Source organism: Leisingera methylohalidivorans DSM 14336 (assembly GCF_000511355.1).
Classification (GTDB): domain Bacteria; phylum Pseudomonadota; class Alphaproteobacteria; order Rhodobacterales; family Rhodobacteraceae; genus Leisingera; species Leisingera methylohalidivorans.
Map to the genome: position 1 here is coordinate 3,691,456 of NC_023135.1, position 19,621 is coordinate 3,711,076.

General features: G+C 67.6%; 15 protein-coding genes. 7 read left to right on the forward strand and 8 right to left on the reverse strand.

Annotated features, from left to right (window positions below):
- Positions 1–15: 15 nt before the first annotated feature.
- The 3 genes from METH_RS17950 to METH_RS17960 all read right to left on the reverse strand — a co-directional run bounded on the left by METH_RS17950 (position 16) and on the right by METH_RS17960 (position 3,871).
- Positions 16–1,569, reverse strand: a complete 1,554-nt coding sequence (locus METH_RS17950; protein ID WP_024091892.1) for a trimethylamine methyltransferase family protein — start codon at positions 1,567–1,569, stop codon at positions 16–18.
- Between the two features lie 91 nt (positions 1,570–1,660).
- Complete coding sequence (locus tag METH_RS17955) at positions 1,661–2,734, reverse strand: LysR substrate-binding domain-containing protein (protein ID WP_342667056.1); 1,074 nt, start codon at positions 2,732–2,734, stop codon at positions 1,661–1,663.
- A gap of 207 nt (positions 2,735–2,941) precedes the next feature.
- Positions 2,942–3,871: an ABC transporter ATP-binding protein gene (locus METH_RS17960; RefSeq protein WP_024091894.1), complete on the reverse strand. Its 930-nt coding sequence runs from the start codon at positions 3,869–3,871 to the stop codon at positions 2,942–2,944.
- Between the two features lie 71 nt (positions 3,872–3,942).
- On the opposite strand from METH_RS17960, the gene METH_RS17965 reads away from it, so the two are divergent.
- Together METH_RS17965 and METH_RS17970 are read left to right on the forward strand one after the other, a co-directional pair.
- The gene (locus tag METH_RS17965; protein WP_024091895.1) at positions 3,943–4,125 is read left to right on the forward strand and encodes a zinc-finger domain-containing protein; all 183 of its coding nucleotides are present in this window, start codon (positions 3,943–3,945) and stop codon (positions 4,123–4,125) included.
- 43 nt (positions 4,126–4,168) lie between these two features.
- Positions 4,169–4,654 (forward strand): flavodoxin family protein, encoded by a 486-nt coding sequence (locus tag METH_RS17970; RefSeq protein WP_024091896.1) that lies wholly within the window; start codon positions 4,169–4,171, stop codon positions 4,652–4,654.
- A 45-nt stretch (positions 4,655–4,699) separates the two neighbouring features.
- On the opposite strand, the gene METH_RS17975 is transcribed toward METH_RS17970, so the two are convergent.
- Positions 4,700–5,137: a hypothetical protein gene (locus METH_RS17975; RefSeq protein ID WP_024091897.1), complete on the reverse strand. Its 438-nt coding sequence runs from the start codon at positions 5,135–5,137 to the stop codon at positions 4,700–4,702.
- A gap of 151 nt (positions 5,138–5,288) precedes the next feature.
- On the opposite strand from METH_RS17975, the gene polA reads away from it, so the two are divergent.
- Positions 5,289–8,093 (forward strand): DNA polymerase I, encoded by a 2,805-nt coding sequence (gene polA, locus METH_RS17980; RefSeq protein ID WP_024091898.1) that lies wholly within the window; start codon positions 5,289–5,291, stop codon positions 8,091–8,093.
- 381 nt (positions 8,094–8,474) lie between these two features.
- Here the strand turns inward: polA and METH_RS17985 are convergent, their stop codons facing one another.
- The 3 genes from METH_RS17985 to METH_RS17995 form a co-directional block, all read right to left on the reverse strand.
- Complete coding sequence (locus tag METH_RS17985; protein WP_024091899.1) at positions 8,475–8,708, reverse strand: DUF2798 domain-containing protein; 234 nt, start codon at positions 8,706–8,708, stop codon at positions 8,475–8,477.
- Between the two features lie 174 nt (positions 8,709–8,882).
- Positions 8,883–9,635: a hydroxypyruvate isomerase family protein gene (locus METH_RS17990; RefSeq protein ID WP_024091900.1), complete on the reverse strand. Its 753-nt coding sequence runs from the start codon at positions 9,633–9,635 to the stop codon at positions 8,883–8,885.
- A 327-nt stretch (positions 9,636–9,962) separates the two neighbouring features.
- A complete protein-coding gene (locus tag METH_RS17995) occupies positions 9,963–10,547 on the reverse strand; it encodes a DUF1285 domain-containing protein (RefSeq protein WP_024091902.1) in 585 nt (194 codons plus the stop codon).
- A gap of 64 nt (positions 10,548–10,611) precedes the next feature.
- Here METH_RS17995 and METH_RS18000 point away from each other — a divergent pair, with 64 nt between their 5' ends.
- Genes METH_RS18000 through METH_RS18015 form a run of 4 tightly spaced genes read left to right on the forward strand, consistent with a single transcriptional unit; the run spans position 10,612 to position 17,353 of the window.
- On the forward strand, positions 10,612–11,619 hold the full coding sequence (locus tag METH_RS18000) for an AAA family ATPase (RefSeq protein ID WP_024091903.1): 1,008 nt from the start codon (positions 10,612–10,614) through the stop codon (positions 11,617–11,619).
- A complete protein-coding gene (locus METH_RS18005; protein WP_024091904.1) occupies positions 11,616–12,521 on the forward strand; it encodes a DUF58 domain-containing protein in 906 nt (301 codons plus the stop codon). Before METH_RS18000 ends, METH_RS18005 begins: the two co-directional genes overlap by 4 nt.
- Positions 12,518–15,301 carry a DUF4159 domain-containing protein gene (locus tag METH_RS18010; RefSeq protein ID WP_024091905.1) on the forward strand — a complete coding sequence of 928 codons (2,784 nt, stop codon included), beginning with the start codon at positions 12,518–12,520 and terminating at the stop codon, positions 15,299–15,301. The genes METH_RS18005 and METH_RS18010 overlap by 4 nt, the downstream gene beginning before the upstream one ends.
- 9 nt (positions 15,302–15,310) lie before the next feature.
- On the forward strand, positions 15,311–17,353 hold the full coding sequence (locus METH_RS18015) for a membrane protein (RefSeq protein ID WP_024091906.1): 2,043 nt from the start codon (positions 15,311–15,313) through the stop codon (positions 17,351–17,353).
- 179 nt (positions 17,354–17,532) lie between these two features.
- On the opposite strand, the gene pbpC is transcribed toward METH_RS18015, so the two are convergent.
- Entirely contained in the window at positions 17,533–19,548 is a 2,016-nt protein-coding gene (gene pbpC / locus METH_RS18020) for a penicillin-binding protein 1C (RefSeq protein ID WP_024091907.1), read from the reverse strand.
- Positions 19,549–19,621 lie beyond the last annotated feature (73 nt).

Consider the following 19,621-nt stretch of genomic DNA (forward strand, 5'->3'; position numbering starts at 1 on the left):
CCTTTCCTGTTGGGGTCACCAGACGCCGTTGCCGCCGAACATCCGGGCGCGGGGCAGAATGATGTTGAAGTTGTCGCGCAGCTGTTGGTCCAAGGCTTCGGGGATGTGACGGGGATAGTGGTCCGCCAGAATCGTTTGCACCTTGTCCCGCGCCACCTCGCGGGCGTCGCGGGCGCCGGCATCCTCCCACTCGCTGATGCTGCGCCGGTCCGCGATCGCGGGGTACAGATAGTCCGTCTTCATCCGGGCAAAGGTCTGGGGGTGGCCGAGATAGTGGCCTTCGCCCAGTACAACGCCGCGGATGACGTCGAAACTGAGCGTGTCCGCGCTGACTTCGATCCCCCTGACCGTGCGCAGGATGGCGCCGATCAGGTCGTTGTCCAGCACGTAGCTCTCAAAGCTGGTGCCCATCAGGCTGCCATGCATACCCGCGCATTCGTGAATCATCGAGGCCCCGGCATGGGCGGCTAGCGAAATGGTGTAACCCTTCTCTCCGCCCGCCTGGATGTCCGGCAGTTTGCTGTCGGTCATCCCCGCAGGGACCGAATTCGGCAGGTCGTAGAAACCGGCCATCTGCGCGCAGGCGGCAGACAGCAGCGCCTGCTCGCCCGACCCGCCCGACATCGCACCGGTGCGCAGGTCACTGACGAAGGGCCAGGTGGCAAAGATGCCGCGGCAGTTCGGGTCGATGATGTTGCACAGAACCAGACCGGCCAGAACTTCGGCGCAGGCCTGCGCCACGGCCCCGGCCAAGGCGGCAGGTGCAGTCGCCCCGGCCTGGCCTGCAGCCACAAGCAGGATCGGCATGCCCGCCTCCACCGCCGCCTCCAGCGCGTCGCAGCTTTCGGTGGCAAAGCGCATCGGCGGCACCACGTGGCAGCAGACAGCGGTGCAGAAGGGGCGCTCGCGGAACTTGCCCTCGCCGCCCGCCACCGCGTCCAGCATCGGCATCACGGCGCGGACACTGGCGCTGTCGGTGTAGCTGACGGCGATGGATTTCGCGGTGCCCGACAGGCAGGCGTAGGTGGTGTTGATATCCAGATCGAGGATCGTATGCGTGTCCCGGGCCACGACCGAACGGTGATACCAGTGGATATTGTCCATCCGGTCCACCAGCCGCGCAACATCATAGAGGTCGGAGACGGTGCTTTCGCGGTACTTGCCGCTGTGGAAATCCATAATCGTTGGCGCCGCGCCACCCGTGCCCGCATGCACCCGGCGGCCGCCGATTTCAATGTCATGCGCCGGGTCGATGCCGTGCAGGGTGAACTTGCGCCGGGTACGGGCGATCACATCTTCGACCAGCGCCCGGGGAAAGCGCAGGCGGCCGGTCTCATCCACCTGGCAGCCTGCCGCAACGGCCCGGGCTTCCAGGCTGGGGGTGAGCTGCGACAATCCGAGGTCGGCCAGCAGCTGCAGCACCAGCGCATGGATGCGCTCCATTTCCGCCAGGCTCAACGGGCGGTAGCGGCCGCCGGTCATCCCGGGGCTGACAGGCGGGGCGGCAGGGGCGGCCTCGGATTTGTTGCGGCCCCGGCGGTTCGGTTTTCGGGTGGCGGTAGCTGGCATGAGAGACCTCGCGGCGTTTCCTGGGAGCCAGTAGCCCCGGAACCGCCCTTTGTCTCAAACGATCATTTCGAATGCATGGCATTCGCTGGGATCATGCGAAAGTCTCGGGGTCAGCCGCGCATTCCTCAAGCATCCATTGCAGGAACTCTGTAACCGCCGGATTCGAGGCTGTGTCGGAGGATGCGCCAATGTAATAGCTGAAACGCGTTTCAAGCGGGCTTTCAAACGGGCAGACCAGCTGCCCGCCCGCCAGCATTGCCTCGGTGATGTAGCTCCACCCCAGGGCAACACCCCGCCCGGCCTCCGCCCCTTGCAGAACCATCGGATAACTGTTCAGGCGGATGCCCCGCCGCACCGGTTGCCCGGTGACGCCTTGCTGCGCCAGCCATACCTTCCAGTCAACCGCGCCCCAGATCGTGCCGCCGCCGTCCAGATGCAAAAGTGTCTGATCCAGCAGATCGCTGGGGCGGCGCAGCTCCGGATGGCTGTGCAGATAGCCGGGACTGCACACGGGATAAACGCGCTCGCCGAACAGCCGCCGGAGCTCGACACCCTGCCAGTTTCCATCGCCGTAAAGCACCGCGACATCCGCATCGCCCTTGCTTGGATCCACCTTCTGGTCTGTCGCCAGAACCCGCAGGTCCACGTCCGGGCAGCGTTCGGCAAAGCGCTCCAGCCGCGGCATCAGCCAATAGTAAGAGAAGGCCACCGATGCTGCGACCGTGATCTGTGGTGCCTCTCCTTCTGTCCGCAGGCGGTTTACACATTGAGCGATCTCATCCAGCCCGCGCGTCACGGCCTCGAACAGCAGCTGCCCGTCGCGTGTCAACTCAATTGCACGGTGCCGCCGCCGGAACAGCGGGCGGCGCAAATCCTCCTCTAGAGACTTGATCTGGCGGCTCACGGCGCTTTGCGTCAGGCAGAGCTCGTCAGCGGCGGCAGTGAAACTCATCCGCCGGGAAACAGCTTCAAATGTGTGAAGCTGTGACAGCGCTGGCAGCTGGTATTTCCTCAATTGATGGTTCCTCAATGCCGCAATGCGGTTCCAAACCGGCGATCCGCAATAGTTGCACGAAGTCAGGGGACTGTGTCCATACAGGCGACTGTGTGAACCCGGAACTGCTGGAAGCCAGTTTTCCGCCTGCACCTTCGCCTCTTTCCGCACACCCGAAGGACTGCAAACGGGAAGTTCGCCGCGCTGCCGAAACTCCCGCGCTGCGGGAGCGCAGGGTTTTCTTCGTCAGCAATAGCTGCAAGAGCAAAAGGCGGCTTTGTCCGCACATCCGCCATCCGCATCCGGCCCGGCGCCTGTCTGCTTTGCGCCCCCTCTGATGCCCGGATGCAGCCTTGAACCGGGGCTGAGGGCAAAGCCTCACGCCGATTTCGTCAGCGACAGGAAAACATCCTCCAGATCGGCTTCCTCGGTCTTCACGTCGCGGATGCTGATGCCTGCCGCATGGACCGCGGCCAGAACCTCCTCGGCGCTGGTCGACCGGCTGCGGTAGCGCAGCACCACGGCGCCGTCCTCGCGCAGCTCGGCCTCGATGCCTGCGCCCTGCGGCAGCCCGGCCACCGGCGCCGCAGGATGGACCACCATGGCCTTGGCATCCAGCCGGCCCAGCAGGCTGGCCTTGGAATCCCGCGCTACAACCGCGCCCTGGCTGATGATCGCGATCTCGTCGCACATCTCCTCGGCCTCCTCCAGGTAATGGGTGGTGAGGATGATGGTCATTCCTTGGGCATTGAGCTTGCGGATGTTTTCCCACAGCATCTGGCGCAGCTCGATATCGACGCCCGCCGTCGGCTCGTCCAGCACCAGCACCGAGGGGTGGTGCACCAGCGCCTTGCCCAGAAGGAGCCGCCGCCGCATACCGCCCGACAGGGTGCGGGCATAGGCCTCTGCCTTGTCCTCCAGCCCGATCATCCGCAGGATCTCGTCGCTGTGGCGCTCGGATTTGGGCACGCCGTAGAGGCCCGCCTGCACCTCCAGCGCGCCGCGCGGGGTAAAAAAGGGATCCAGGTTCAGCTCCTGCGGCATGACGCCGATGGCGGCGCGGCTCTGGCGCGGGTTTGCGTCCTGGTCAAACCCCCAGATCGATACCTTGCCCGACGTCTTGCGCACCAGGCCTGCCAGAATGTTGATCAGCGTCGACTTGCCGGCACCGTTGGGCCCCAGAAGGCCAAAGACAGACCCGCGCGGCACCGTGAGGTCGACATCATTCAGCGCGTGTTTCTCCGGCTGGCCTTTGCGGCCCTTGTAGATTTTGCGCAAAGCCTCAATGCGGATTGCATCGCTTGTCATCGCCGCTCTTGCCCCCGGTTTTTGCTTGGCTCATAAAAGCGCCTAGCCGAAAAGTGAAAGGACTGCCAGCCATGAGCACCGAAGCGCCGGAAACCAAGACCGTGAACAGCCGCAAGGTGGCCTGCGACGGCAGCGAGGGCGCGCTGGGGCATCCGCGGGTCTATCTGCATATCCCGGAGGAGCAGGGCTGGGTCGAATGCCCCTATTGCGACTGCAAGTTCATCTACGAGGACGCGGCCAAGGCGGCCGAGTGATCCGGGCTTTCCGCCTGTCTGCTGACGGCGCAGGCGGCCGCTGATGGCAGAGCTGCTGATCGTCTATCACAGCCGCACCGGCGGCAGCCGCCGGATGGCGGAGGCCGCGGCAGAGTCTGCGCGCGGCGAGATTGCCGCCGTTCTGAAGCGGGCCGAAGACACCGGGCCGGAGGATCTGCTGGCGGCGGACGGCTATGTCTTCTGCGCGCCGGAAAACCTGGCGGCGCTGTCCGGCCAGATGAAGGAATTTTTCGACCGCTGCTATTACCCGGTGCTGGGGCGCCTTAACGGCCGGCCTTATGCGCAGATGGTCTGCGCCGGCTCGGACGGCGAGAACGCGGCGCGGCAGTGCGCCCGGATTGCCACCGGCTGGCGGCTGAAGGCGGTGCAGGAGCCGCTGATCATCTGCACCCATGCGCAGACGCCCGAGGCGATCCTGGCGGAAAAGGCGATCCCGGAGGACCAGCTGGAGCGCTGCCGCGAGCTGGGGCAAGCCCTGGGCGCCGGGCTGGCGATGGGGGTGTTTTGAACGGAGCACACTTACCTGTGGCTGTGGCCGACAGCAAGACCGTGATCAGCCGTAAATCCGGGGATCCTGCAAATAGACCGCATCAAAGATTGCAAATGCGATCGCGGCCATCTCGGTTCCAACCACGTTTTCACGATCAAGAGCGCTGGCAGCCAATCCACTTTTTGCTGACGGGCGGCTGCCTGCATCGATAACCATAACACCCGGGCCGTCTTCATTCTCAAAATGCATCAGAGAAACGACAACGCGGTCAGCAGGGGATGCGCCCTCCCCCCAAGGTCCGATGATGAAGTCATAGTTGGCGGGGTGGCTATCAAGCCCGACGCCAGTCGTCCAATGCACATAATAGCTGGCCACCGTGCCTGCCGGTGCATGAACAAAACCCCAAGCCAAACGGGTTTCCTTGCCGCAACAACTGCAGTCTCCGCTGCTTTGGTCCAGCGGCTCCACTTCGTATTCAGTTTTCCCAGCGGCGTCCTGCATAAACCTCCTCTACCTGTGGCTGAGCTGCGCGTCCAGTTGCTCTTGTGCGCACAGCTCCGCCCCCTCCCGAAACTCCAATTGCCCTTCCCTCGCGGATCACCGATAACCGGGAAACAGAACACGAACGGTTTTCCAGGGGAGCGCGGCGCATATGAGCGGGACACAATTCGGCAAGGGCTGCCATCTGCATCTGATCGACGGCTCGGCCTTCATCTTCCGCGCCTATCACGCGCTGCCGCCCTTGACGCGCAAATCCGACGGGCTGCCGATCGGCGCCGTGGCCGGGTTCTGCAACATGCTGTTCAAGCAGGTCGAGGACAACAAAGGCCCGGATGCGCCGACCCATGTGGCGGTGATTTTCGACTATTCCGGCAAGTCGTTCCGCAACGAGATGTACGACCAGTACAAGGCCAACCGCCCGCCCGCGCCCGAGGATCTGGTGCCGCAGTTCCCGCTGACCCGCGAGGCGACCCGCGCGTTCAACATCGCCTGCAAGGAAGTCGAAGGGTTTGAGGCCGACGACATCATCGCCACCCTGGCGCATCAGGCGCGCGATGCCGGCGGGCGGGTGACCATCATCTCCTCGGACAAGGACCTGATGCAGCTGGTCGGCGGCGGCGTCGAGATGCTGGACGCGATGAAGAACAAGCGCATCGACAGCGACGGCGTGGTGGAGAAATTCGGTGTCGGCCCCGACCGGGTGGTGGATGTGCAGGCGCTGGCCGGCGACAGCGTTGACAACGTGCCGGGCGCACCGGGGATCGGAATCAAGACCGCGGCGCTGCTGATCAATGAATTCGGCGATCTGGAAACCCTGCTGGACCGCGCCGAGGAGATCAAACAGCCCAAGCGCCGCCAGACCCTGATCGACAAGCGCGAACAGATCGAGCTGAGCAAAAAGCTGGTGCAGCTGGATTGCAGCATGGAGCTGGATTTCACCCTCGATGATCTGGAGGTGATGGAGCCGGATGCGGAAACCCTGCTGACCTTCCTGTCGGAGATGGAATTCCGCACCCTGACCAAACGGCTGGCGGATCAGCTGGGCATGGATGCGCCGGCAATTCCGGAAGCGCCCGCCGCTGCGGCGGCCGCCGCAGCAGCGCCGGACTCCGTGCCGTTTGACAAGGAGAAATACGAATGCGTCCGCGACGCGGCGGGTTTGCAGGCCTGGGTCGACCGCATCCGCCAGCGCGGCTGGGTGGCGGTGGATACCGAAACCACCGGACTGGACGAGATGGTGGTGGATCTGGTCGGCATCTCGCTCTGTGTCGAACCGGGCGAGGCCTGTTACATCCCCTTGGCGCATAAGGCCGGGGGCGATGACCTGTTTGGCGGCGAGGGGCTGTCTGAGGGGCAGATGCCGCTGGAAGAGGCTGTCGCAATACTGAAGGGCGTGCTGGAGGATCCGGCGGTCCTGAAGATCGGCCAGAACATGAAATACGACGCCAAGATCCTGCACCGCTATGGCGTCGATGTGGCGCCGATCGATGACACCATGCTGATGTCCTATGCGCTGCATGCCGGCATGCACGGGCATGGCATGGATACGCTCTCGGAACGTTACCTCGACCACACGCCGATCCCGATCAAGCCGCTCTTGGGGTCCGGCAAATCGGCGATCACTTTTGACCGGGTGCCGATCGAGGACGCGGTGCCTTATGCCGCCGAGGACGCCGATATCACCCTGCGTCTGTGGCAGACCTTCAAGCCGCAGCTGCATCAGGAGCGGGTGACCACGGTTTATGAAACGCTGGAACGGCCGCTGGTGCCGGTGCTGGCGGATATGGAGCGCAACGGCATCAAAGTGGACCGCGATACCCTCAGCCGGATGTCCAACGCCTTTGCTCAGAAGATGGCGGCGCTGGAGGCCGAAATACACGAACTGGCAGGGCAGACCTTCAACGTCGGCTCACCCAAGCAGCTGGGCGAGATCCTGTTCGACAAGATGGGGATCGAGGGCGGCAAGAAGGGCAAGACCGGCGCCTATGCCACCGGGGCGGATATTCTCGAAGACCTGGCGACCGAACACGATCTGCCCGCGCGGGTGCTGGACTGGCGGCAGCTCTCGAAGCTGAAATCGACCTACACCGATGCGCTGCAGGATCATATCAATCCGGACACCGGGCGGGTGCATACCTCTTATGCCCAGACCGGGGCCAGCACCGGGCGGATGGCCTCGACCGATCCGAACCTGCAGAATATCCCTGTGCGCACCGAGGAAGGCCGCCGCATCCGCGAGGCCTTTGTCGCGGAAGAGGGCAATGTGCTGTTGTCGCTCGACTACAGCCAGATCGAGCTGCGCATTCTGGCCCATATGGCCGGGATCGATGCGCTGAAGCAGGCCTTTGCCGAAGGGCAGGACATTCACGCGATGACCGCTTCGGAGATGTTCGAGGTGCCGCTGGACGAGATGACGCCGGAAATCCGCCGCCAGGCCAAGGCGATCAACTTTGGTGTGATCTACGGCATCTCCGGCTTTGGCCTGGCGCGCAACCTGCGCATTCCGCGCAAGGACGCGCAGGGCTTCATCGACCGCTATTTCGAACGCTTCCCGGGCATCCGCCGCTACATGGATCAGACGGTGGAGTTTGCCAAGGAGCACGGGTTTGTGCAGACCCTGTTCGGGCGCAAGATCCACACCGCCGAGATCAACGCCAAGGGGCCGAAGGCCGGCTTTGCCAAACGCGCCGCGATCAACGCGCCGATCCAGGGCACCGCGGCCGATGTGATCCGCCGCGCCATGGTGCGCATGCCCGAGGCCATCGCCCATCTGCCCGCGCGGATGCTGCTGCAGGTGCACGATGAACTCTTGTTCGAAGTGCCCGAATCGGCGGTGGAAGAGACCATCGAAACCGCCCGCCGCGTGATGGAAACCGCTGCCGATCCGGCGGTGCATCTGGACGTGAAGCTGGTGGTGGACGCGGGCCGCGGGCAAAACTGGGCCGAGGCGCACTAAGCAGGCCCGCCGCCCCGCCGCGGCGGGGGAATGCTCCCGCCCGGCTTCGATCTGATGATCTCATCCCGTTGGGCCGCGCACCGCTGACGCGGCGCGGCACCGCCATTCACCGGGCGTCCAACGCCGCCTCGCCGGGTCAGGGGAGCCGCCAGGCTCCGCGCGGGCAGCGCGGCTTGCCCTTGACGCGGCCGCCGGCAAGAACACCCGGCCACGCCCCTCAAGGGCAGCCCTGCTCTTGGGGGCTTCTCAGCATCCCCCCCTGCGCCGCGCCAGCGGCGCCACGCCCAACCGCGGCTGCGGCATCGCAGATGCAGCGGGCAGCGGGCGGGAGCAGCTCCCGGCGTTACGCGGCCGGCCAGTCAGCCCGGCGCCGGTTCTGCATCAGCCCTGAGCGGGCTGGCGGACCAGCCGGGCTACCAGGCGCCGCACCAGCGGCGCCACCACCAGAACGGTCGGGAAGGCGATCGGCCAGCTGAAGCTCCAGGCGGTCATCCAGCCGGACAGAAAGGTTTCGGCCCCGCTGACGCGCAGGGTCGAAATCCCCGACACGATGCAGGACATCACCCCGGACAGCAGCAGCGCAAACAGAACGGGCGAAAAACGGGCGGGCAGCATGGCGGCTGTTTCCTTGTCAGCGGGTCCGAAGGGGCGGAAATCACAAATACATCCGCCATATGCGCGCTGGCGGCCATCAAGAAAAGTGCACCAGCACACAGGTCATTGCGCAGCGGGCTTAACCCGGGGGACCGGGCCGTCTGCCGAAAGGAGACAGCGCACGCGGGATGCGGCTCAGCGCATCCAGCCGAGGCTGTCTTCGGTGCGCCGGGTCGAGGGCGTGTATTCGGCGCTGATCCAGCCGTCATAGCCGCTGGCGTCGATGGCGGCGAACAGCTCCTGGAAATCCACCGGCCCGGTGCCCGGTTCGCAGCGGCCCGGGGCGGCGCCGATCTGCACATGCGCGGCGTGGCGGCCGAAGATCTCCCAGACTTTGGCCGCATCGCCGTGGATCATCTGGGCGTGGTAGGCGTCGTACTGCAGACCGACATTGGGACGGTCCACTTCTTCCAGCACTGCCATCGCCAAATTATAATCATCCAGGAAATAGCCGGGCTGATCGCCGCTGTTCAGAGGCTCGATGGTGAAGTGCTGTTCCGGCGCCCGGTCGGCGGCCCATTGCAGGTTCTGCACGAAGGTCCGCTGCGCCGCAGCACCTTTGGTATACCCTGCCATCACGTGGATCTTGCCGGCCTTCAGCACCTCGGCATAGCGCAGCACCCGGCGGATGTCGCGCTGGAACCGGTCGACGCCCTCGGGGAGGGCTGCATAACCGGGCATGCCGCCGGTGTAGTTGGGCGGCGGCGCGTTGATCAGCAGCAGTTCCAGCCCGTGGGCCAGCAGTGCGCGCTGGGTCTCCTTGGCCGCAAGCTCATAAGGATAAAGGATTTCCACCGCTTCGAACCCTGCCGCCGCAGCGGCCTGGAACCGGTCGGGATAGGGCAGCTCGGCAAACAGCATCGAGATGTTGGCTGCGAATCTGGGCATCGGGTTACTCCTGGCTTCAAGGAGGTTTATCCCGCGCAAAACCGTAAGGCCAAGAGATAGAAAACGACGCATTTTCGCTTTCCCGCAAGACCTGAGGCCGCGATCCGGATGCCGCTGCAGGAAACCGGCATGTTTCCGCCGGATTTCCAAAAGGATAGCAGCCTTCTTGATGAGCCCCGAGCGCCTGGCCGGCAGGTTTTCCGGCAGCAGAGGGGCGGCTGCAGGCCTGGCCGCCGGTGAAGCTGCTGAGATGGATTGAACGGAACGCGCCCGCCGCGGGGCGGGCGGACGCCTGACTGCCGCTTATGCGGCAGGCAGAATAGATGTTTAATCCGGATCGAGTTCCGCAGACGGGATCAGCGGGAAGAATTCCCCGCCGGACCAGACGCCGAACCAGCCATCGTTGTGCGCGCCCAGCTCCACCAGCCGGTAGAAGCTCTTGCGGTCGATCAAGGCCTCCAGCCCGGCCCGCACCATGACATAAGGAGAGGGCTCGCCGCTTTCGCCATCGCGCTCGACGCGGATCAGGTGCTCCGGCCCCGCCGCGGCGGTGTCGCCGATATTGGTGGTGAAGGTGATCAGCTGATCACGCCCCGCGCCTTCAGCATCGAAATCCACCGCCACAAATGGCGCGTCCTCGACGGTGATGCCGACCTTCTCAGCCGGGGTTACCAGGTAATATTTGCCCTCCTCCAGTTTCAGGATCGAGGCGAACAGCCTGACCAGCTCAAACCGGGTGAACGGCGTGCCGAGGTAATACCAGCTGCCGTCGCGGGCGATGCGGATGTCCAGGTCGCCGCTGAACGGCGGATTCCACAGGTGGACAGGCGGCAAACCTTTGCCCTTGGCGGCCGTTTTGGCCGCCGCGGCGATGCCGTCTGCATCGGGTGTCACAGCTTTTTGTCCGCTCATTGCTTTTGCCATTTCCAGTCAGCACGATAGAGTAACAGCATATATCCGGGAAACGAGGAATGTCATGCCTGAAACGGACGATCTGCTGGCCGGTATCGAAGCGCTGGACGCCAAGCTGCAACAGGCGCGCGCGTCGATCACCAAGCGCTTTATCGGACAGGAGCGGGTGGTGGACCTCACCCTGTCGGTGCTGTTGTGCGGCGGCCACGGGCTGCTGATCGGCCTGCCGGGGCTGGGCAAGACCCGGCTGGTGGAGACGCTGAGCACGGTGATGGGGCTGGATGGCAGCCGGATCCAGTTCACCCCGGACCTGATGCCTGCCGATATTCTGGGGTCCGAGGTGCTGGACACCGCCGCCGACGGCCACCGGTCGTTCCGGTTTGTGCCAGGACCGGTGTTCTGCCAGCTCTTGATGGCGGATGAGATCAACCGTGCCAGCCCGCGCACCCAGTCGGCGCTGCTGCAGGCGATGCAGGAGCGGATGGTGACGGTGGCGGGCGAGGACCGCTCCCTAGGCGCGCCGTTCCACGTGCTGGCGACCCAGAACCCGATCGAGCAGGAAGGCACATATCCGCTGCCGGAGGCGCAGCTGGACCGGTTCCTGCTGCAGATCGACGTGAATTATCCGGACCGCGCGACCGAGCGGGATATCCTGCTGGCCACCACCGGAGCGGTGGAAACGGAGGCCTATCAGGTGTTTACCGCGGCGGAACTGATCGCCGCGCAGACCCTTTTGCGGCGGATGCCGGTGGGGGAATCGGTGGTCGAGATGATCCTGGATCTGGTGCGCGCCTTCCGCCCCGAAGAACCCGGCGTGTCCGACCATGTGGCCCAGACCGTGGCCTGGGGACCGGGACCGCGCGCCGCGCAGGCGCTGATGCTGGCGGTCCGGGCACGGGCGCTGCTGCAAGGGCGGCTGGCGCCCAATGCCGAGGACGTGCTGGACATGGCGCAGCCGGTTCTGAGCCACCGGATGCAGCTGAACTTCGCGGCGCGGGCGCGCGGTGACAGCCTGGCCGCCCTGATCGCGGAAACCGCAGCGGATCTGACCCGGAGCGGAGCCGCCGCGTGACCAGGGAAACCGCCTCCGTACCGGCCTCCGGGGCAGCAGCGGGACTGCGCCACCGGGCCGAGGCCGCGGCCAGCACCCTGCCGCCGCTGCTGGTGCAGGCGCGGCATCTGGCCGGGTCCGTCCTGATGGGCGAGCATGGCCGCCGCCGCGCGGGCACGGGGGATGATTTCTGGCAGTACCGGCCTGCGCAGGCCGGCGACAGCCGCCGGATGATCGACCACCGGCGTTCGGCCCGCGGCGACATCCAGTTCGTGCGCGAGCGCGAGTGGCAGATTTCCCAGACGGTGCATCTGTGGGTCGATACCGGCGCCTCGATGCGGTTTGCCTCGACGCCGAAGCTGCCGCAGAAGATCGACCGCGCCCGGTTGCTGGCGCTGGCCGCCTCGGTGCTGATGGTGCAGGGCGGCGAGCGGGTCGGGCTGACCGGCGGCAGCCTGCCGCCCCGGCGCGGCAATGTGCAGATCCTGCGGCTGGCCGAAGCGCTCTCGGACGACGCAGAGCAGGATTACGCGCAGCCCAATGACCGGGCCCTGATCCCGCATGCCCGCGCGTTGTTCATTTCGGACTTCCTGGGGCCGTCCGCGCCGATGGAGCAGGCGCTGTCCAAGGCTGCCGCGCGCGGCGTGCGCGGGGTGCTGTTGCAGGTGCTGGACCCGGCGGAGGAAGCATTTCCGTTCTCGGGGCGCACCCTGTTTCAGAGCATCGCCGGCGGTGTCACACATGAAACATTGAAGGCCTCGGCGCTGCAGGAACGCTATCTGGACCGGCTGGCAGAGCGCCGCACCGTGCTGGAGCGCCTGTGCCGCGAGGCCGGCTGGCGGTTCGGCCAGCATCACACGGGCGACACGGCGCAGAATGCGCTGATGTGGCTTTATCATGCATTGGAGCGGACCGCGCCATGACGATGATTGCAGGCATCGGCTTTACCGTGCCCTGGCTGTTGCTGGGGCTGTTGGCCTTGCCGGTGCTGTGGCTGCTGCTGCGGGCAGTGCCGCCGGCGCCGAAGCGGCAGCCGTTTCCGGCGGTGACGCTGCTCTTGGGCCTGAAGGACGACGAAAGCCTGTCCGACCGCACCCCCTGGTGGCTGTTGCTGCTGCGGATGCTGGCGGTGGCGGCGGCGATCATCGGGCTGGCCGGGCCGGTGCTGAACCCCTCGGCCGAAGAGCCCGGCGGCCGCGGGCCGCTGCTGATCGTGATGGATGCCAGCTGGGGCGGGGCTGCGGGCTGGGCGCAGACCAGGGCCCAGGCCGCGGCGCAGCTGGAGGAGGCGGGCCGCGCCGGACGCCCGGTGGCGGTGCTGCGGCTGAGCGCGCCGGAAGTGTTGCAATTCCGCGCTGCCAGCGACTGGCAGCGGCAGCTGGCCGGGCTGGCGCCCCTGCCCTGGCAGCCGGGGCCGGATCAGCTGCAGCAGGCCTTGGCCGCGATCGGCGGGGCCGAGGGCGGGTTTGACTCCATCTGGTTCAGCGACGGGCTGGCGTATCCGGGCCGCGGCGGGCTGATCGAAGCCCTGGGCCGCCGCGGCGGCATCGAAGTTTATGAGCAGCCGCTGCCGGTGCTGGGGCTGCTGCCCGCCAGCTATTCCGGCGGCGCGATCGAACTGACGGTGCAGCGCAGCCGCGGCGGCCCGGCGCAGGAGATTTCGGTGGTCGCGCAGGGCATGGACCCGGGCGGCACCGCCCGCAGCCTGGCAGCACTGCCGCTGCGGTTTGCCGATGGCGCCCGCAGCGCCACCGCTGAGCTGTCGCTGCCGGCTGAGCTGCGCGCGCGGCTGTCGCGGTTCGAAATCCGCGATGTGAAATCCGCAGGCGCAGTGGCGCTGACCGACGACAGCTTGCGCCGCCGCGAGGTGGCGCTGGTCTCCTCAGCCAGCGAGGATGAGGCGCTGGCGCTGCTGTCGCCGCTGCACTACCTGCGCCAGGCGCTGGCGCCCTCGGCTGAGCTGCTGGAGGGTTCGCTGGCAGACCTGCTGCCTGCGAACCCGGATGTGATCGTGCTGGCGGATGTGGCGCGGCTGGCGCCGGCGCAGGAACAGGCGGTGATCCAATGGGTCGAAAACGGCGGCCTGCTGCTGCGTTTTGCCGGGCCGCGGCTGGCCGCCAGCGACACCGCCCGCAGCGGCGAGGAACCCCTGATGCCGGTGCGGTTGCGCATTGGCGGCCGCAGCATCGGCGGCGCGATGAGCTGGGGCGAGCCGAAGACACTGGCGCCTTTTGCCGAAACCTCGCCGTTTTACGGGCTGGAGGTGCCGGGCGAGGTCTCGGTCAGCTCGCAGGTGGTGGCGCAGCCCGATCCGCAACTGGCGGACCGGGTGATTGCCGAACTGGGTGACGGCACGCCGCTGGTCACCCGCAAGACGCTGGGCCAGGGCCAGGTGGTATTGTTTCACGTGACCGCCAATGCGGAATGGAGCAGCCTGCCGCTGTCGGGCCTGTTTGTATCGATGCTGGAGCGGCTGGCGGTGTCCTCCGCCGCCGCCGCGCCCCAGGCCGAGGACCTGGAGGGCACCACCTGGACCCCGGTTGAAGTGCTGGACGGCTTTGGCCGGCTGGCGGCGGCGGAAACGCTGCCGGGCGTCAAGGGCCCGGATCTGGTGGCGGCGCCCGCCGGGCCGGAGCTGCGCCCCGGTGTTTATGACGGCGGGCGCCGGATGCTGGCCCGCAATGTGCTGCGCCCCGGCGATGAGCTGCAGGCGGCGCGCTGGCCTGCCTCGGTTGCGGTCAGCAGCTATGACGCGCCGCAGGAGCTGCCGCTGGGCGGCGCGCTGCTGACGCTGGCGCTGCTGCTGCTGGCGGCGGATGTGCTGGGCACCCTGGCGCTCTCCGGCCTTCTGGGCAGGGCCCGGACTGCGGCGCTGGCGGCTGCGCTGGGGCTGGCGGCATCGGCCGCGCCGCAGGCGCTGCGGGCGCAGGACGCACCGGCGCCTGAGGATTTCAGGGCGGCGGAGCTGGCCTCGGAGCTGGTGCTGGCGCATGTGCTGACCGGCGAGCCGGAGGTGGACCGCATCGCGGCGGCCGGCCTGCGCGGATTGTCCGAGACGCTGTTCTTCCGCACCTCGGTCGAGCCTGCCGCCCCCGCGGGCGTCGATCTGGAGCGCGACGAGCTGGCGTTTTTTCCGCTTCTGTACTGGCCGGTGACGCGGGATCAGCCGCTGCCCTCCTCCGCGGCTTACCGCAAGCTGAACGCATATCTGCGCGCCGGCGGCATGATTCTGTTCGACACCCGGGATGCGGATCTGACGGTCTCCGGCGCCACCAGCCCGGCATCGCGGCGGCTGCAGCAGATTGCCCTGCCGCTAGACGTGCCGCCGCTGGAAGTGCTGCCGGAAGATCATGTGCTGACGCGCGCTTTTTACCTGCTGCAGGCCTTTCCCGGGCGCCACAGCCGCGGCCCGGTCTGGGTCGAGGCGGCGCCGCCCGGCGCGGAACAGGCCGAGGGCATCCCGTTCCGCAACCTCAACGACGGGGTGACGCCGGTGGTGATCGGCGGCAATGACTGGGCGGCGGCCTGGGCGGTGGACGGCAACGGGCGGCCCTTGCTGCCGGTCGGGCGCGGCTATGCCGGCGAGCGGCAGCGCGAGCTGGCGTTCCGGTTCGGCGTCAACCTGGTGATGCATGTGCTGACCGGCAATTACAAATCCGACCAGGTGCATGTGCCGGCCCTGCTGGACCGGCTGGGGCAATAGGGGAACGCGATGACACAGACGATCCTGTTTGATCCGCTGGTGCCCTGGCCGGTGATCTGGACCGCCGGCGCCATCACCCTGGCGGCGCTGCTGCTGGGCCTGTGGAAGGGTCTGTCAGGCTGGGCGCTGCGGGCGCTGGCGGCGCTGGTTTTATTGGCGGCGCTGGCAGGCCCGGTGCATCAAAGCGAGGACCGCGCGCCGCTCAGCGATATCGTGATTGTGGCCGAGGACCAGACCGCCAGCCAGCAGCTGCGCGGCCGCCCGGAGCAGACGGCGCGCGCACGGACCCAGCTGAAGGCGGCATTGGCGGCCCGGGCTGGCACCGAGGTGCGCTGGGTCACCGTTCCGGACAGCGAAGGCGACGCCGGCACCCGTCTGCTGGCGGCCATCGCGCAGGCGCTGGCGGATGAGCCGCGGGCGCGGGTGGCAGGCGTTATCGCCTTGTCCGACGGCCAGGTGCATGACGCGGGCCAGGCGTTGAACCTGCCTGCGCCGATGCATCTGCTGCTGACCGGCCGCGCAGACGACTGGGACCGCCGCCTGGTCGTGAAAAACGCGCCCGGCTTTGCCATCATCGGCGAGCCGGTGAAGCTGACGCTGCGGATCGAGGATCAGGGCGCGGCGCCGGCTGAGGGCGGTTTTGCTGATCTGGACATCTCGGTCGGCGGCGATGCGCCGCAGCGCTTTACCCTGCCTGTGGGTGTCGATTTCGAGCTGCCGATGGTGCTGCAGCACGGCGGCCGCAATGTGATCCGGTTCAGCCTGCCCGAGGAACCGGGCGAGCTGACGGCACGCAACAACACGGCGCTGGTGCAGATCAACGGGGTCCGGGACCGGCTGCGGGTGCTGCTGGTCTCGGGCGAGCCGCATGCCGGCGGGCGCACCTGGCGCAACCTGCTGAAATCCGACAGCGCCGTGGATCTGGTGCATTTCACCATCCTGCGCCCGCCCGAAAAGCAGGACGGGGTGCCGGTCGAGGAGCTGTCGCTGATCGCCTTCCCGACCCGCGAGCTGTTTCTGGAAAAGATCGAGGATTTCGACCTGATCATATTCGACCGCTACAAGCGCCGCGGCATCCTGCCGGCGGTCTATCTGGACAATGTGGCCAATTACGCCATGGGCGGCGGCGCGGTGCTGGTGGCGGCCGGGCCGGATTTTGCCAGCGCCGACAGCATCTACCGCTCGCCGCTGTCGCTGATCCTGCCGGCCGAACCCTCGGCGCGGGTACTGAAGGAGGCCTACCGCCCGGAAGTGACGGATCTGGGCAAGCAGCATCCGGTGACCTCGGGCCTGGAGGGGGCGGCGGATTGGGGCCGCTGGCTGCGCCAGATTGAGCTGCGCCGCCCCGAAGGCCATGTGCTGATGAGCGGCGCGGGCGAGCGGCCGCTGCTGGTGCTGAACCGGGTCGGCGAGGGCCGGGTGGCGCTCTTGGCCTCGGATCATGCCTGGCTGTGGAGCCGCGGCTATGAGGGCGGCGGGCCGCAGCTGGAGCTGCTGCGCCGCCTGGCCCATTGGATGATGAAGGAACCCGAGCTGGAGGAAGAAGCGCTGTGGGCCGAGGCTTCGGGCCGGCGGATGCGGATCCTGCGGCGCACCCTGGCCGGGCAGGCGGGACCGGTGACGGTGACCAACCCGGATGGCTCCACCGTGGAGCTGGCGCTGCGCCAGACCGCGCCGGGCCAGTGGGAGGCCCGCTATCAAGGGCCGGAAGCGGGGCTGTACCGGCTGGAAGAAGGCGGCGAGACGGCGGTGGCCGGACTGGGGCCTGCGGCACCGAAGGAATTCGAGGAAACCATTGCCACCGGCGCTGTGCTGGCGCCGGTGCTGGACCCCTTGCGCGGCGGTGTGCTGCGGCTGGAGGAGGGGATGCCGTCCTTGCGCAATGTGCGGTCCGGGCGCCCGGCTGCGGGGCGCGGCTGGATCGGCCTGACGCCGCGCGCGGCTTATGAAACCCTGTCGGTCAGCCAGGGACCGCTGCTGCCCGGCTGGCTGGCGCTGCTGATGGCCTCCTTCTTCATTGTCGCGGGCTGGCTCCGCGAAGGCCGCCGCTAGGGCCGCGCAAGGCAGGCACTCCCGCCCGCCGCCTGCGCCTTGAAAGGCACTGCTCCGGTTGGGCCAAGCGCCGCGCCAAAGGCGCGGCGCCGGTCGCTTCGGGCACAGCCCGAAGCGACACACCTCTTGCCCGGCAAGGCCCCGCGTCAATCGATCCGCCCCGGTAACCGATCCGCCCGTCAGTCGATCCGCAAATCAACCCGGTCCGAGCGGCCTGCGCCGTCGATAATCACCAGCGAGGAAAACCCGGGGCCGGGGCTGGGGACCGAGAACTCGCGCTGTCTTTGCCCGGAAAGCACCGGCTGCCCATTCGCCAGCACCAGGAATGGCGCGGTGCCGCCGCGCAGTTTCAGGGTGAGGCCGCCGCTGTCCAGCCCCAGCCGGGCGCCGTCGGGCGGGAAGATCAGTTCCGGCGCATCTGCCGGCGCTGAGAACGCCGCATCGCGGGGCCGGAAGCGCTGCAGCGGCTGCGGCAATTCGGCGGAGCTGACGATCAGCGTCGCGGGCGGCGGCGGCGGCAGCGGGTCCAGCACGGGTTTCAGACGCCCGAAGGCTTCGAACAGCACAGGTGCCGCCAGATCGCCGCCGAAGATCCCCGGCACCGGGGTGCCGTCGGCGCGGCCCATCCAGACCCCGACCGCATGGCGCCCGTCCCAGCCGATCGCCCAGGCGTCGCGGTGGCCATAGGAGGTGCCGGTCTTATAGGCAATGGTGCCGCGGCGCGCGCCCGCAGGCACCGGCAGGCCGCGCAGGATGTCGCCAACCTGCCAGGCGGCCTCGGGCGAGATCAGGCGGCCTGCGGCCTGCGGGGCCTCGCCCTGCACCATCCGCAGCCTTGGCCCCTGCCCGCCTGCCGCCAGCCCGGCGTACAGCTGCACCATGCCCTGCAGGCTGATGCCGACGCCGCCAAGCGACAGCGCCAGACCGGGGGCGCCGCCGGGCAGCTCTGGCTTGGCGCCGCCTGCGCGCAGGGACGCCATCAGCCGGGCCGGGCCCAGCTCCTGCGTCAGCTTCACCACGGGGATGTTGAGCGATTGCTGCAGCGCCTCGCGGACGCGGATGTCGCCGCGGAACGCGCCGTCGAAATTCTGCGGCGCATAGCCTGCAAAATCGGCCGGGCCGTCGTGGATCAGCGTTTCCGGATGCGCCAGGCCCTGGTCGAAGGCCAGCCCGTAGACCAGCGGTTTCAGGGTGGAACCGGGCGAGCGGAGGGCCTGTGTCATATCGACAAAACCGCGCCGCTGGTCCGCGCTGGAATAGCCGGGCGAGCCGACCAGCGCCAGCACCTCGCCGGTCTGGTGATCGGCGGCGATCAGCGCGGCGGAGAGGCGGCTACCGCCCGCACGGGCCGCCTCTGCTGCCAGATGCTGCATCTGCGCCTGGATCTGCCCGTCGATGGTCAGGCGGATCAGCCGCTGGCCCGGTTGCGCAGCCTTTACCCGGTCGGCCAGATGCGGCGCCAGCTGCGGGAAGGCACCCATGCGGTGCGGCAGCGGGGTGCGGCTTGCGGTCTTTGCCTGTTCCGCTGTCAGAATTCCCTGCCGCTGCATCCGGGCCAGCACCCGGTCGCGGGCCTTGCTTGCGGCTTCGGGAAAGCGGTCGGGGCGGCGGCGTTCGGGGGATTGCGGCAGGGCGACCAGCAGCGCGGCTTCGGCCGGGGTCAGCCGGTGCGGCTCCTTGCCGAACCAGCTGTAGGCCGCCGCGCGGATGCCCTCGGCTGCGCCGCCATAGGGGGCGTGGGTCAGGTAGAGTGTCAGGATCCGGTCCTTGCTGAGGCGGCGCTCCAGCGCCAGCGCCACCCGCATCTGGCGCAGCTTGCCTGCCCAGCGGCCGGTGGTGCCATCCTCCAGCAGGCGCGCCACCTGCATGGTGAGGGTGGAGCCGCCGGAGACCGCGCGGCCGTTCCACAGCGCCTGTCCGGCGGCACGGATCAGGGCCATGGGGTCGACGCCGGCGTGGGAGTAAAAGCGCTTGTCTTCGTAGCGCAAGAGCATCTTGAGAAAGCGCGGGTCGGCGTCTGCGGGCTGCACGGCGAGGCGCCAGAGACCGGTGCCGGCCGGGTAGGCGCGCAGCAGCTTGCCGTTGCGGTCAAGCACTTCGGTGGAGGTTTCCGCGAGGGTGAGCGGCAGGTCTGTGCGCTCGATCCAAGCGTCAAAGCTGCGGTAGCCGGAAAGCGCCGCAACGAGAGCGAACATCAAAATTGCGGCGCGCCATTTCCACCTTCGGCCCGGCGGCACCGCCGGGCCGCGCCCGGGCCTCCCCATAGGA

What these genes read in the sequence shown, in the direction of transcription:
- METH_RS17970 (WP_024091896.1), top strand. Translation starts at nt 4,169, where the DNA reads ATGGCAGAGCTGCTGATCGTCTATCACAGCCGCACCGGCGGCAGCCGC.
- METH_RS17995 (WP_024091902.1), bottom strand. Translation starts at nt 10,547, where the DNA reads ATGAGCGGACAAAAAGCTGTGACACCCGATGCAGACGGCATCGCCGCG.
- METH_RS17985 (WP_024091899.1), bottom strand. Translation starts at nt 8,708, where the DNA reads ATGCTGCCCGCCCGTTTTTCGCCCGTTCTGTTTGCGCTGCTGCTGTCC.
- METH_RS18010 (WP_024091905.1), top strand. Translation starts at nt 12,518, where the DNA reads ATGACGATGATTGCAGGCATCGGCTTTACCGTGCCCTGGCTGTTGCTG.
- METH_RS17960 (WP_024091894.1), bottom strand. Translation starts at nt 3,871, where the DNA reads ATGACAAGCGATGCAATCCGCATTGAGGCTTTGCGCAAAATCTACAAG.
- polA (WP_024091898.1), top strand. Translation starts at nt 5,289, where the DNA reads ATGAGCGGGACACAATTCGGCAAGGGCTGCCATCTGCATCTGATCGAC.
- METH_RS18000 (WP_024091903.1), top strand. Translation starts at nt 10,612, where the DNA reads ATGCCTGAAACGGACGATCTGCTGGCCGGTATCGAAGCGCTGGACGCC.
- METH_RS17965 (WP_024091895.1), top strand. Translation starts at nt 3,943, where the DNA reads ATGAGCACCGAAGCGCCGGAAACCAAGACCGTGAACAGCCGCAAGGTG.
- METH_RS17990 (WP_024091900.1), bottom strand. Translation starts at nt 9,635, where the DNA reads ATGCCCAGATTCGCAGCCAACATCTCGATGCTGTTTGCCGAGCTGCCC.
- METH_RS18015 (WP_024091906.1), top strand. Translation starts at nt 15,311, where the DNA reads ATGACACAGACGATCCTGTTTGATCCGCTGGTGCCCTGGCCGGTGATC.
- pbpC (WP_024091907.1), bottom strand. Translation starts at nt 19,548, where the DNA reads ATGTTCGCTCTCGTTGCGGCGCTTTCCGGCTACCGCAGCTTTGACGCT.
- METH_RS17950 (WP_024091892.1), bottom strand. Translation starts at nt 1,569, where the DNA reads ATGCCAGCTACCGCCACCCGAAAACCGAACCGCCGGGGCCGCAACAAA.
- METH_RS17975 (WP_024091897.1), bottom strand. Translation starts at nt 5,137, where the DNA reads ATGCAGGACGCCGCTGGGAAAACTGAATACGAAGTGGAGCCGCTGGAC.